Source organism: Phytohabitans flavus, from assembly GCF_011764545.1.
GTDB classification, from domain to species: Bacteria; Actinomycetota; Actinomycetes; order Mycobacteriales; family Micromonosporaceae; genus Phytohabitans; species Phytohabitans flavus.
In genome coordinates, this window is the sequence record NZ_AP022870.1 from 8397536 (window position 1) to 8410061 (window position 12526).

At 70.0% G+C, this 12526-nt stretch carries 11 protein-coding genes; 6 read left to right on the forward strand and 5 right to left on the reverse strand.

All coding sequences use genetic code 11. From position 1 onward, the window contains the following. The first annotated feature begins 134 nt into the window (after positions 1–134). A complete protein-coding gene (pcrA, locus tag Pflav_RS37310) occupies positions 135–2558 on the forward strand; it encodes a DNA helicase PcrA (RefSeq protein WP_173041328.1) in 2424 nt (807 codons plus the stop codon). Between the two features lie 131 nt (positions 2559–2689). Here pcrA and Pflav_RS37315 read toward each other — a convergent pair whose 3' ends face one another. Continuing rightward, positions 2690–3472, reverse strand: a complete 783-nt coding sequence (locus Pflav_RS37315; protein ID WP_232072358.1) for a M23 family metallopeptidase — start codon at positions 3470–3472, stop codon at positions 2690–2692. 268 nt (positions 3473–3740) lie between these two features. Then, positions 3741–4448 (reverse strand): M23 family metallopeptidase, encoded by a 708-nt coding sequence (locus Pflav_RS37320; protein WP_173041329.1) that lies wholly within the window; start codon positions 4446–4448, stop codon positions 3741–3743. A 944-nt stretch (positions 4449–5392) separates the two neighbouring features. Here Pflav_RS37320 and sucC point away from each other — a divergent pair. Both sucC and sucD read left to right on the forward strand, forming a co-directional pair. Beyond that, entirely contained in the window at positions 5393–6571 is a 1179-nt protein-coding gene (gene sucC / locus Pflav_RS37325) for an ADP-forming succinate--CoA ligase subunit beta (RefSeq protein ID WP_173041330.1), read from the forward strand. A gap of 2 nt (positions 6572–6573) precedes the next feature. After that, positions 6574–7467, forward strand: a complete 894-nt coding sequence (gene sucD, locus Pflav_RS37330; RefSeq protein WP_173041331.1) for a succinate--CoA ligase subunit alpha — start codon at positions 6574–6576, stop codon at positions 7465–7467. A gap of 54 nt (positions 7468–7521) precedes the next feature. Here sucD and Pflav_RS37335 read toward each other — a convergent pair whose 3' ends face one another. Next, positions 7522–7758: a hypothetical protein gene (locus tag Pflav_RS37335; RefSeq protein WP_173041332.1), complete on the reverse strand. Its 237-nt coding sequence runs from the start codon at positions 7756–7758 to the stop codon at positions 7522–7524. A 152-nt stretch (positions 7759–7910) separates the two neighbouring features. Between Pflav_RS37335 and Pflav_RS37340 the strand changes: the two genes are divergently transcribed. Next, positions 7911–9212 (forward strand): cell division protein PerM, encoded by a 1302-nt coding sequence (locus Pflav_RS37340; RefSeq protein WP_173041333.1) that lies wholly within the window; start codon positions 7911–7913, stop codon positions 9210–9212. Between the two features lie 51 nt (positions 9213–9263). On the opposite strand, the gene Pflav_RS37345 is transcribed toward Pflav_RS37340, so the two are convergent. Both Pflav_RS37345 and Pflav_RS37350 read right to left on the reverse strand, forming a co-directional pair. Continuing rightward, the gene (locus Pflav_RS37345; RefSeq protein ID WP_173041334.1) at positions 9264–9503 is read right to left on the reverse strand and encodes a hypothetical protein; all 240 of its coding nucleotides are present in this window, start codon (positions 9501–9503) and stop codon (positions 9264–9266) included. 118 nt (positions 9504–9621) lie between these two features. Beyond that, complete coding sequence (locus Pflav_RS37350) at positions 9622–10236, reverse strand: DUF4190 domain-containing protein (protein ID WP_173041335.1); 615 nt, start codon at positions 10234–10236, stop codon at positions 9622–9624. Positions 10237–10342: 106 nt separating this feature from the next. On the opposite strand from Pflav_RS37350, the gene purN reads away from it, so the two are divergent. Next, the gene (gene purN / locus Pflav_RS37355) at positions 10343–10966 is read left to right on the forward strand and encodes a phosphoribosylglycinamide formyltransferase (RefSeq protein WP_173041336.1); all 624 of its coding nucleotides are present in this window, start codon (positions 10343–10345) and stop codon (positions 10964–10966) included. Then, a complete protein-coding gene (purH, locus tag Pflav_RS37360; protein WP_173041337.1) occupies positions 10963–12519 on the forward strand; it encodes a bifunctional phosphoribosylaminoimidazolecarboxamide formyltransferase/IMP cyclohydrolase in 1557 nt (518 codons plus the stop codon). Before purN ends, purH begins: the two co-directional genes overlap by 4 nt. Positions 12520–12526: the final 7 nt, after the last annotated feature.

A 12526-nucleotide genomic window follows, 5' to 3' on the forward strand; every position in this document is an offset into this window, starting at 1 on the left:
GACGGTTAAGTGGCCATACGGCGCGCGACCAGGTCCTGACCTCCCAACTTGGCCGGATTGGGCGCTCTCGCGGGTGGCGACGCGGTCCCGAGTGCCCCGGAAACGACGGACCCCCGGCATAGACTCAGTGCGCGATGCATGCTCTCTTCGACACCCCTCAGACAGACGCCCCGGCGGAGGGCGGCGATGCCGCCGCTCAGGAGCCAGAGGCGCAGCCCAAGCGGCCCCGGCGGCCCCGGCTCGACCCGGAAAAGCTGCTGGAAGGGCTCAACGGGCCGCAGCGCGATGCCGTGGTGCACGCCGGCTCGCCGCTGTTGATCGTGGCGGGCGCGGGCTCGGGCAAGACCCGCGTGCTCACCAACCGGATCGCATATCTGCTGGCCGCGCGTGACGTGCATCCCGGCCAGATCATCGCGATCACGTTCACCAACAAGGCCGCCGGCGAGATGAAGGAGCGGGTGGCCGCGCTGGTCGGGAGCCGGGCCCGGCTGATGTGGGTGTCGACATTCCACTCCGCCTGCGTGCGCATCCTGCGGGCGGAGCACGAGCACGCTGGGCTGAAGTCGACGTTCTCCATCTACGACGCGGACGACTCGCGGCGGCTGATGCAGATGGTGGCGCGCGAGCTCGACCTCGACCCGAAGCGCTACCCGGCCCGCGGCCTCGCTCACCAGGTCTCCAACCTGAAAAACGAGCTGATCGACCCGGATAGCTTCGCCGAGCGCGCCAAGGGGCCGGCCGAGCGGGCGATCTCCGAGGCGTACACGTTGTACCAGCGACGCCTCAAGGAGGCCCACGCGCTGGACTTCGACGACCTCATCATGACCACCGTCCACTTGCTCCAGTCGCACCCGCACGTGGCGGAGACCTATCGGCGGCGGTTCCGGCACGTGCTCGTCGACGAGTACCAGGACACAAACCACGCGCAGTACGTGCTGATCAAAGAGCTGGTTTCCGGTACCCCCGGGCTGGAGCCGGCCGAGCTCTGCGTGGTCGGTGACGCCGACCAGTCGATCTACGCGTTCCGCGGCGCCACGATCCGCAACATCCTGGAGTTCGAGCGGGACTTCACCGACGCGCGCACGATCCTCCTGGAGCAGAATTACCGCTCCACCCAGACGATCCTCAATGCGGCCAACGCGGTCATCGACCGAAACAGCTCCCGCAAGCCCAAGCGCCTCTGGAGCGAGCAGGGGCAGGGTGAGCAGATCGTCGGGTATGTGGCGGACACCGAGCACGCCGAGGCCGACTGGGTGGCCCGCGAGATCGACCGCCTCTGCGACGCCAGCGAGGCCCGCCCCGGCGACGTCGCGGTGTTCTACCGCACCAACGCGCAGTCCCGCGTGTTCGAGGAAGTGTTCATCCGGGTCGGCCTGCCGTACAAGGTGGTCGGCGGCGTGCGCTTCTATGAGCGCAAGGAGGTCCGGGACGCGCTGGCGTACCTGCGGGCGGTTGTCAACGACGACGACACGGTGAGCATCCGGCGGATCCTCAACACGCCGCGGCGCGGGATCGGCGACCGGGCCGAGGCGTGTGTCGAGGCGCTGTCCAGCCGCGAGCGCATCTCGTTCGGCGCCGCGCTGCGCCGCGCCTCGGAGGCACCGGGCATCTCCACCCGCGCGGCCAACGGCATCGCCGACTTCGTCGCGCTGCTCGACACCGTGCGCGAGCTCGCCGAGACCGCCCCACCCGAAGAGGTGCTGGAGGCGGTTCTACAGCGCTCGGGCTACTTGGCCGAGCTGGAGGAGAGCCTCGACCCGCAGGACGCCGGACGGGTGGAAAACCTCCAGGAGCTGGTGAGCGTCGCCCGGGAGTACACCGAGCGCGCCGAGGCCCAGGCGGAGGAGGGCGGCGAGGGTGCCACGATGGCCGGCTTCCTGGAGCAGGTGGCGCTCGTTGCCGACGCCGACCAGGTGCCCTCCGACGACCCCGACCACCAGGGCGTGGTCACGCTGATGACGCTGCACACCGCCAAGGGCCTGGAGTTTCCGGTGGTGTTCCTGACCGGCCTCGAGGATGGCGTCTTCCCCCACCTGCGCTCGCTGGGCGACACGCACGAGCTGGAGGAGGAGCGCCGCTTGGCGTATGTGGGCATCACCCGCGCCCGCCAGCGCCTATATATCTCCCGCGCGATGACGCGGGGAGCGTGGGGACAGCCGCAGTACAACCCGGCCTCCCGCTTCCTCGCCGAGCTTCCGGGCGAGCTTGTGCGGTGGGAGCGCACCGACGCGGCCTATACGTCGTGGTCCGGCACCGGCGGGGGCATCGGCGGCCGGTCGTCCGCGTCCGGGACGAGCCGGGGCACCTTCACCGGCGGCACCGCCAAGGCCGCCCGGCTGGCCGAGCGGCTCGGCGTCGACGGGGCCAAGCTCGCCACGGCCAGCGACCTACCGCAGGTCCCGAGCGTCAGTGCCGGCGACCGCATCAACCATCAGCGGTATGGCATGGGGCGCGTTGTCGAGGTCGAGGGCTACGGCGCCCGAGCCCAGGCAAAGGTCGACTTCGGCGACCAGGTCATGTGGATCGTGCTCCGGCACGCCCCGATCGAAAGGCTCTAGAAAGAGATCTGAGCTACCGCGGCGTCCGTCGTGGTCCGGACCGCTGCTCCCGCGGCTTCACCCTCCGCGACTCTCCCGCTTCGGGTTCGAGGGGCAGGGCGAGCCCTGCCCCTCGAACCCAGCACCGCATCTCAGCAGCCGAGGTCTACGCCGCGTTCGCGCATGAACGGGGCCGGGTTGATCTGGTTCCACAGGCCCATGTGCACCTCGAAGTGCAGGTGCGGGCCGGTCGAGTCGCCGGTGGAGCCCTCGTAGCCGATGACCTCGCCGGCCTCGACCTTCTGGCCGGGCTGCACGACGGTACGCGACTGGTGGGCGTAGTGGGTCTGTACGCCGCCGCCGTGGTCGATCATCACCGAGATGCCGTATCCGGAGTAGACCCAGCCGGCGTCCAGGACGGTACCGCTGGCGGCGGCGTGGATCGGGGTGCCCTCGTCGGCGGCGAGGTCGATGCCCGCGTGCAGTACGCCCCACCGCTGCCCGAAGCATGACGTGATCGCGGCCCCCGCTATCGGGATGACCCAGGCGGCCGCGGGCTTGGCGGTCGTGGGCTTCGGGGCCGGCGCCGCTTCCTGCTTCTTCGCTGTCTCCGGGGCCGCGGCCTTGGCGGGCGCCTGGCTCGACGCCGAGGCCGAGGGCGACGGGGGCGGCGGGCGCTCGGCCCGGTCCGCGCGGTCGGCCGTGTCGGCCCGTGCCTCCTGACCGGCGGCGACCGCGAGCGTGGCCGCCGGGTCCGGCTCGCCGCCGTTCATCGCCGCGGAGATGGCGGCTACAGGCAGGCCGATGAGCAGGACCGCGGCGGGTACGACGAAGCGGGCGCGACCGCTGAGCCGAGTGCGTACCCGGTGCCGGATGACCGCACGACCGCGGCGGCGGCGGGAGTGGGCCGGTGCGTGGGGGGACGTGCTCTGCACGGGGGACCTCCGTGGTTCGTCGGACCCGCAAATGTTTGTTTGCCGGCCGTTCACCACGGGTAGGGGTGTGAGGAGCCATCGACGGGGATTCGCTGGAGAGCGAGCTGCTTTGCCCGTATTTGCCGACTACCACCCGGTAGCGCCACTAGGCCCGTGTGTGGCGTCGGTCACACCTGCTGCTGTGACCAGGGAAACTTTGCCTGGTCAGGGGCATGAAAAAACCGCCCATGCCGGGAGGCACGGGCGGTCGGAAGGACAATACGCTGGGTCAGGAAGCGGCTACATCGGGGGCAATTGCCTCGACTTCGAGCTTGATGTCCGCTCCGCGGTCGCGGAACCACGGGATCGGGTCGCGAGGCTCGCCATTGACATGCACCTCAAGGTGCAGGTGGTTGCCATACGCATGGCCGGTGCTGCCCACGTATCCGAGCGTGTCTCCGGCCTTCACCTGCTGGCCCGCCTTGACCGCGACCTGCGACGAGTGGCCGTAGATGGTCTCGATGCCGTTGCCGTGGTCGATGATCACCGCGTTGCCATAGCCGCCGTAGTAACCGGCGAGCTTCACCGTGCCGGCGTGCACCGCGCGGTAGGGCGTGCCCTCGGGAGCGGCCAGGTCGACGCCAGCGTGCAGCTGGCCCCAGCGCATCCCGTAGGCCGAAGTGAACTCGTAGCCGTGCAGCGGGAGCAGCCAAACCTCGTCGGAGGCCGCCGCGGTGTCGGACCGCCCGTCGCGGGACGCCCGATTGGCATCCTCCGCGCGCTCGGCGAGATCCTGCTGGGTCGAGGCCTGGTCCAGGTCGGCGATCGCCGACGGGTCGACCGTCTTCGCGTCCGGCATCGCGCCCGCACCGAGCGCGACAATCCCAGCGCCGACGAACGCGGTGGTGACAACTGCCGCGTAGCGGCTGCGCGGGGGTGTGGGGACGCGCCGTCGACCGCGATAGCGGTCGGGCTCAGACGACAAGCGCTGGCGCACGCACATCCTCCGGTATCCGTCAGGCTGGCGGCTGACGAGCGTCTCAAATGAGGGGGTGAACGCTCGGTCGCCGCGCTGTCGTCCCGTGGGGGCCGGGATGACAACCGTTGGACACGGTAACGAAGCCGATAGGCGTGTTACAAGCCGAACAGGCAAATTCCCTACAGAACCTTGAGCTGTCCGTTGTGGAATGCCGGAATTCGTTACTATTTGTGTGCCCACTCGTTAGTAGCGTTCAGTCACATCGAATCGTACTGATAGTCATGTGACCTGTTCAACAGCGGTAAATGCTTGATCTCCTTAAAGGACGGTCCATGGCGCCCGTGGGGAGCTGCGGCAGGCCCTGACGCTTCCTCTCCGCGTCGATGCGATTACCGTCCGCTCTGGTGTGGCGGCATCATTCCGGACGCCAGCATTGGGCGAACATTACGCAATCAGTGGGATCGCACTACGCACCGTTGTTATTGGTGCTCCATAATGTACGAACAGCAAAAGGGAGAGGCCGGACGCACCCCTCACACGTCCGGCCCCTCTATGCACGATGCCCCGCCGCCACCCCTCGACCGACAGGGCATCGGCCGTCTTCGTCGTTGCTGTATCGCTCAGACACTTGAATCAACGACCCCCTACACGGGGGGTTACGCAACCGTCGCAAAAAGATTGGTGCTGCTCGCCTCCGGCGGCCCGGTGCTCGCGATCGGCCCGGTCGGGCTCTGGATCATGACGCGACCCACCTGCGTCCAGGGCCCCCGAAGCGGAGATCATCGCGGCGGTCGCCCACTGCTCCGGCGGCCGGCTACCGGCCACCTGAGCCACCGGTGTGTAGTACCGCACACCGGTCACCCGTTCGGTTGCTAGGCGTACGCCTGTCGCTAGGCTGCGGCCAATGGCCTGTTTATTTCCGATGACAGGCGTCAACCGCTTTCTCACGCTGAGGGTGCTACGTGGACCTGTACGAGTACCAGGGGCGCGACTTGTTCGACCGGCACGGGCTGCCCGTGTTGGCCGGTGGCGTCGCCACGACCCCGGAGGAGGCCCGCGCGATCGCCGAGCGCCTTGGCGGACGCGTGGTCGTCAAGGCCCAGGTGAAGGTCGGGGGCCGGGGCAAGGCCGGCGGGGTCAAGCTCGCCGATAACCCCGAGGAGTCGGTGGCCCGCGCCACGGACATCCTCGGCATGGACATCAAGGGTCACACGGTCCACAAGGTCATGATTACGGTGACCGCGGACATCGAGGAGGAGTACTACTTCTCCTACCTGCTCGACCGCGCGAACCGCACCTTCCTCTGCATCGCCAGCGTGGCCGGCGGCATGGAGATCGAGCAGGTCGCCGAGGAGGCGCCGGACAAGGTCGCCAAGGTCGCGATCGACGCGAATGTGGGCGTCGACGAGGCCAAGGCCCGCGAGATCGTGGCCCAGGCGGGCTTCCCTGCGGACGTGGCCGACCAGGTGGCCGACATCGCGGTGAAGCTCTGGAAGACGTTCGTCTCCGAGGACGCGACGCTTGTCGAGGTCAACCCGCTGGCCAAGGTCAAGGGCGGCCAGGTGCTCTGCCTCGACGCGAAGGTGACGTTCGACGCCAACGCCGACTTCCGCCACCCGGAGCACGAGGAGCTTGTCGACCAGGCCTCGATCGACCCGCTGGAGCAGCGCGCCAAGGAAAAGGACCTCAACTACGTCAAGCTCGACGGCGAGGTCGGCATCATCGGCAACGGCGCGGGCCTCGTCATGTCCACGCTCGACGTCGTGGCGTACGCGGGTGAGGCGGTAGGCGGTGTCAAGCCGGCCAACTTCCTCGACATCGGCGGCGGCGCGAGCGCGGCGGTCATGGCCAACGGCCTGGAGATCGTGCTCTCCGACCCGAGCGTGAAGAGCGTGTTCGTCAACGTGTTCGGCGGCATCACCGCGTGCGACGAGGTGGCCAACGGCATCGTGCAGGCGCTCGCCCTGCTCGATCAGCGCGGCGAGAAGGTGACGAAGCCGCTGGTTGTACGGCTCGACGGCAACAACGCTGAGGCCGGCCGGGCCATCCTCGACGGAGCGGCCAACCCCCTGGTCGAACGGGTGGACACTATGGATGGGGCGGCCAAGCGCGCCGCCGAGCTCGCCGCGGCAGGAGTCTGATCATGGCAATCTGGCTGACCAAGGACTCGAAGGTCATCGTCCAGGGAATCACCGGTTCCGAGGGCTCCAAGCACACCCGCCGGATGCTCGTCGCGGGTACCCACGTCGTGGGTGGGGTCAACCCGCGCAAGGCCGGCCAGCAGGTCGTCTTCGAGGACCTTAACGGCGGCACCGCGCTGCCCGTCTTCGCGACCGTGGCCGACGCCATGAAGGAGACCGGCGCGGACGTCTCGGTGATCTTCGTGCCGCCGGCGTTCGCCAAGGCCGCGGTCATCGAGGCGATCGACGCCGAGATCCCGCTCGCCGTGGTGATCACCGAGGGCATCCCGGTGCACGACACGGCGGCGTTCTGGGCGTACAACGTGTCGAAGGGCCAGAAGACGCGGATCGTCGGGCCGAACTGCCCCGGCATCGCCTCGCCGGGCGCCTCCAACGCGGGCATCATCCCGGCCGACATCAGCGGCGCCGGCCGCATCGGCCTGGTGAGCAAGAGCGGCACGCTCACCTACCAGTTGATGTACGAGCTGCGCGACATCGGCTTCTCCACCTGCGTCGGTATCGGTGGCGACCCGGTGATCGGCACGACGCACATCGACGCGCTCGCCGCGTTCCAGGAGGACCCCGACACCGACGCGATCGTGATGATCGGTGAGATCGGCGGCGACGCCGAGGAGCGGGCGGCCGAGTTCATCAAGGCCAACGTGACCAAGCCGGTGGTCGGCTACATCGCCGGCTTCACCGCGCCGCCCGGCAAGACCATGGGCCACGCGGGCGCGATCATCTCCGGCTCGGCCGGTACCGCCGACGCCAAGAAGGTGGCGCTGGAGGCCGCCGGCGTCAAGGTCGGCAAGACCCCGAGCGAGACCGCTCGCCTCATGCGCGAGCTGATGAGCTAGCCCAGCAAGTCGGTACGAAAAGGGCTCTCCGCGAGGAGAGCCCTTTCGTCTTTGTCAGCGTCGGAAGGCGTAGACGATGTTCCAGACGATGCCGATCGCACAGCAGACGAACGCGATGTACGCCAGCGTCGGCTGCCTGCCCGCCCTGCGCGCGTCGCGGAAGGACAGGTACGCGAAGACGAGGCCGAGCGGCCAGCAGCAGATCAGGCCGATGACGATGCCGAGTACGCCCCAGAGCGTCGTGCGGTCGTTGGACGGGGCAGCCGCGGGTGGCGGGTAAGGCTCGCTCATGCTGATCTCCGCGGGTCACGTCCGCGACCCCCGATGATCGCGGCCCTCCGGGCTAAATTATCCTGAAACGCCCGCATATTGCCCCGAGAACACCATGATCGACGGTGGTGTCGCCATCGAGCGGGGGCCAACGCGTGTCAGAGTAGGGCCTGATGCCAGACACCACCCCTGACCAGCCTGCGCCGGAAAACCCGGCCAACAGGGAGACTGTGCGCATCACGGTCCGGGAGCAGGAAACCGTCCGGCTGCCCAGCCAGCGCTCCGGCCCGGCCCGCGCCGCCCGCCCTGGCCGCCCCACCCGGCGACCGCGCCGCGCCCCGCTCCCGGTGGCCGTCGGCGTGGCGACCCTCTGGGCCGCCTTTGTCTCGTACCTTCCGGTGGCCGTAGTCCTGGGCATGGCCCAGTTCGCCGAAGACACCGGCTCGGTGGCCGGTGCGGCCCGCCTCGGCCTCGCCGGCTGGCTGCTCGGGCACGGCGTACCGCTCGACACCCCCACCGGTCAGCTCGGCCTCGCCCCACTTGCGCTCTCCGCGTTCGCGGCGTGGCGGATCTCCCGTGCGGGCGTCCACGTCAGCCGGGCCATCGGCGCGCGTCACCGCGGTACCCCGGCTCAGGCACTCTCCGTCGCGGGCACGGTCGGCCTCGGGTACGGGATGATCGGCCTGATCGCCGCGATCATCCTCAACACCGGGAGCGTCTCGGCCTCACCGCCCCGGGCCGGCCTGACGCTCGCCGCGTTCGGGGCGGCCGCCGCGCTTGTCGGGGCGCTCCGCACGACCGGCGCGCTGCGCTTGATGGCCCGCCGGATGCCCCGCGTGCTCCGCGACGGGCTGCGCACGGGCGTGGTGGCCGCGTTCTTGGTGCTCGGCGCCGGGGCCGGCGCGGCCGGGTTGGCGGTGGCGCTGGGCGCGGGCAACGCGAGCGACACGCTGGGCGCGTACCGGACCGGGGTCACCGGACAGGCGGGCATCACACTGGTCAGCGTCGCGTACGCGCCGAACGCCGCGGTCTGGTCCGCCGCCTACCTGCTCGGCCCCGGCTTCGCGGTCGGGACCGACACGATTGTGCGTACCACCGAGGTGTCGGTCGGCGCGTTGCCCGCGGTACCGCTGCTCGCCGGGCTGCCGGAAGGGCCGATGGGCGGAGCCGGCGCCGCGCTGCTCGCCGTCCCCGTCGTGGCCGGTATGGCGGCTGGATGGTTGCTCGCCCGTCGCATGCTGCGGGCCAACCCGTCGGCCCGGTGGCGGGCGGTGCTCGGTGCGGCTGCGGTGTCCGGGCCGGTCGCCGGCCTGGTGCTCGGTGCCGCGGCGCTGGTTTCCAGCGGCCCGCTCGGGGGCGGCCGGATGGCGGAGATCGGGCCGGTCGCCTGGCAGGTGGTGGCGATGTCAGCAGTGGTGGTGGCCGTGGGCGCGGTGATCGGTGCGGCGGGCACGAGGGCGTTCACCGGCCCCTGAAAACACTCCGGGGCGCCCCGGTCACCCGGAGCGCCCCGACTACCAGGCCCCTCAGCGAGAGGTCCAGTAGATAATCGAACCGATCAGGTTGAGCGCGCTGGCCGCGAACGCGATGTAGGCCAGCGTCGGCGGCTTGCCGGCCTTCTTCGCCTCCTGAAGCGCGAGCACACCGAAGACGATGCCCGCGGGCCAGCAGCAGATCAGGCCGATGACGATGCCCAGGACACCCCAGAGCGTGGTGCGGTCGTTGGCCGGCTGCGCGGCGGGCGGCGGCGGATATGGTGTCGTCACTTTCTGTCCCTCCCCAATTTCTTCCAACTTGTTTCGAACGTAGCTGGACGATGCTCGCGTTTGATCACTTGCACGTCAAGCCCGTCGATCGCGCAAATCGCTAGTAGTACGCGAATCGCTAGTAGTAACTGACGTTGAAGATCAGGGTCAGGGCGGTGCTCACGATGCCGCAAGCGGCGCCGATGATGCCGCAGATGAAGCCGGTCTGAGCCTGCTTGCGGTTGTTGGCGAGGCCCTGGTCGGCCTTGTTGCGGCCCAGGAAGCCGAGGATCGCGCCCACGACGCCCAGGATGACGCCGATGAACCCGCAGCAGATGCCAAGCGGGATCGCGGCGATGCCGAAGATCATGGCGAGCAGGCCCTGCGTGTTGCTCTGCCCCGCGGGCGGCGCGCCGTAGCCGCCGGCCGGGTAGGCCGGCGCCTGGGGGTAGGCCGGCGGCTGCTGCCCGTACGGGTCCTGGTACGACGGCTGCTGCGGCGTGGCGTAGGGGTCCTGGTACGGCTGGCCGTACGGCTGTCCCGAGGTCGGCTGCCCATAGGGCTGGCCCGACGTCGGCTGACCGTAGGGCTGTCCAGAGGTCGGCTGGCCGTAGGGCTGTCCCGACGTCGGCTGTCCATACGGCTGTCCAGGGGCGGGCGGCTGGCCGTACTGGGGCTGGCCGTAAGGTGGCTGCGCATTGGGATCCTGGGGCTGCTGGCCGTACGGGTCCTGGCCTGGGTAGCCGGGCTGCATCGGAGCTCCTTGGTGACGAGTGCTGGGTCCGCCAGTCGGGTGACCCACGGCGACCGGCAGCGTACCTGGTCAACACCACTCCACGAGGTCCCGGTAAGGTCTCGACGTGCGTGAAGGCGCCCCACAACCCGCTCGCCTCGTGGTCCTGGTATCCGGCTCGGGTAGCAATCTGCAGGCTCTGCTCGACGCCAGCGCTGACCCCGAGTACGGGGCGCGGGTGGTCGCGGTGGGCGCCGATCGCGACGGCATCGCCGGCCTCGACCGGGCGGCCGCGGCGGGGGTGCCGACCTTCGTCGACTCCGTCCGTGGGTACGAGACGCGTGAGGCGTGGGATGCCGCGCTGACCAGGCACGTCGCCGAGCACAAGCCCGACCTGGTGATCTCTGCGGGCTTCCTCAAGCTTGTCGGCGCCGCGTTCTTGGAGGCGTTCGCCGACCGCTATATCAATACGCACAACTCGCTACTCCCCGCGTTCCCCGGGATGCACGGCCCGCGCGACGCGCTCGCCTATGGGGTGCGGGTGACCGGCGCGACCCTGTTCTTCGTGGACGCCGGCGTCGACACCGGGCCGATCATCGCCCAGGTCGCGGTGCCGGTGCTGCCCGATGACACGGAAGAGACGCTCACCGAGCGGATCAAGGAGGCCGAGCGGCGCCAGCTGGTCGAGTCGGTCGGCCGCCTGGTCCGCGAGGGCTGGACCATCAACGGAAGAAAGGTCTCGATTCCATGAGCCCGGAGGCGGGGCGGCGGCCGATTCGGCGCGCGCTCGTCAGCGTGTACGACAAGACCGGCCTGCCCGAGCTGGCCAAGGCCCTGCACGGGGCGGGTGTCGAGCTTGTATCCACCGGCTCCACCGCCGCGGCGATCGAGGCGGCGGGCGTGCCGGTGACCCGGGTGGAGGATGTGACCGGCTTCCCGGAGACCCTCGACGGCCGGGTGAAGACGCTCCACCCGGCGATCCACGCGGGGCTGCTGGCCGACCTGCGGCTGCCGGCCCACGAGGCCCAGCTGGCCGAGGTCGGCGTGCGCCCGTTCGACCTGCTGGTCTCCAGCCTCTACCCGTTTCGGGAGACGGTCGACTCGGGTGCCACCGAGGAAGAGTGCGTCGAGCAGATCGACATCGGCGGGCCGGCGATGGTGCGCGGGGCCGCCAAGAACCACGGATCGGTCGCGGTGGTGACGTCCGTTTCGCTGTACCCGATGATCCTGGACGCCCTCGACGGCGGCGGCTTCACGCTCGCCCAGCGCAAGTCCCTCGCAGCCCGCGCGTTCGCGGACATCGCGGAGTACGACATCGCGGTGGCCCAGTGGACCGCGGCCGTGCTCGACCCGGACCCGGACGGGTGGCCGGCCTTCGCCGGGCTGGCGCTGCGCCGGGCAGACGTGCTGCGGTACGGGGAGAACCCGCACCAGCAGGCCGCCCTCTACCTCAACCCGGACTCGCCGCCTGGGTTGGCGCAGGCGGAGCAGTTGCACGGCAAGGAGATGTCGTACAACAACTACGTCGACGCCGAGTCGGCCTGGCGCGCGGCGAACGACTTCGGTGACCCGGCGGTGGCGATCATCAAGCACGCCAACCCGTGCGGCATCGCGATCGCGGCCGACGTCGCCGACGCGCACCGCAAGGCGCACGCCTGCGACCCGGTGTCGGCGTTCGGCGGCGTGATCGCGGTCAACCGCCCGGTCTCGCTGGAGATGGCCAAGCAGGTGGCCGAGATCTTCACCGAGGTCATCGTGGCCCCGTCCTATGAGGACGGTGCGGTCGAGGTGCTCTCCGCCAAGAAGAACCTGCGCATCCTCGTCGCCCCGCCGTGGCAGCCGCTGCCGGCGGAGTGGCGGCTGGTCGGCGGCGGCGCACTGGTCCAGATCGGCGACCGCATCGACGCGCCCGGCGACGACCCGGCCACCTGGCGGCTCGTGGCCGGCGAGCCGGTCGAGGACCTGCGCGACCTCGCGTTCGCCTGGCGGGCCGTGCGCTCGGTGAAGTCGAACGCCATCCTCATCGCCATCGACGGCGCCACCGTCGGCGTGGGCATGGGCCAGGTCAACCGGGTCGACTCCGCGCGGCTCGCGGTGACCCGTTCCGGCGGCCGGGCAGCCGGCGCGGTGGCGGCCTCGGACGCGTTCTTCCCGTTTGCGGACGGGCTTGAGGTGCTTGCCGAGGCGGACGTCCGCGCGGTCGTACAGCCGGGTGGCTCGGTGCGCGACGAAGAAGTCATCGCCGCGGCGAACGCGGCCGGCATGACCATGTACTTCACCGGGACGCGCCACTTCTTCCACTGACCGTTCA

Coding starts and splice junctions, on each gene's coding strand:
- pcrA (WP_173041328.1), top strand. CDS start 135: ATGCATGCTCTCTTCGACACCCCTCAGACAGACGCCCCGGCGGAGGGC.
- Pflav_RS37340 (WP_173041333.1), top strand. CDS start 7,911: ATGCCAGACACCACCCCTGACCAGCCTGCGCCGGAAAACCCGGCCAAC.
- sucD (WP_173041331.1), top strand. CDS start 6,574: ATGGCAATCTGGCTGACCAAGGACTCGAAGGTCATCGTCCAGGGAATC.
- Pflav_RS37335 (WP_173041332.1), bottom strand. CDS start 7,758: ATGAGCGAGCCTTACCCGCCACCCGCGGCTGCCCCGTCCAACGACCGC.
- purH (WP_173041337.1), top strand. CDS start 10,963: ATGAGCCCGGAGGCGGGGCGGCGGCCGATTCGGCGCGCGCTCGTCAGC.
- Pflav_RS37350 (WP_173041335.1), bottom strand. CDS start 10,236: ATGCAGCCCGGCTACCCAGGCCAGGACCCGTACGGCCAGCAGCCCCAG.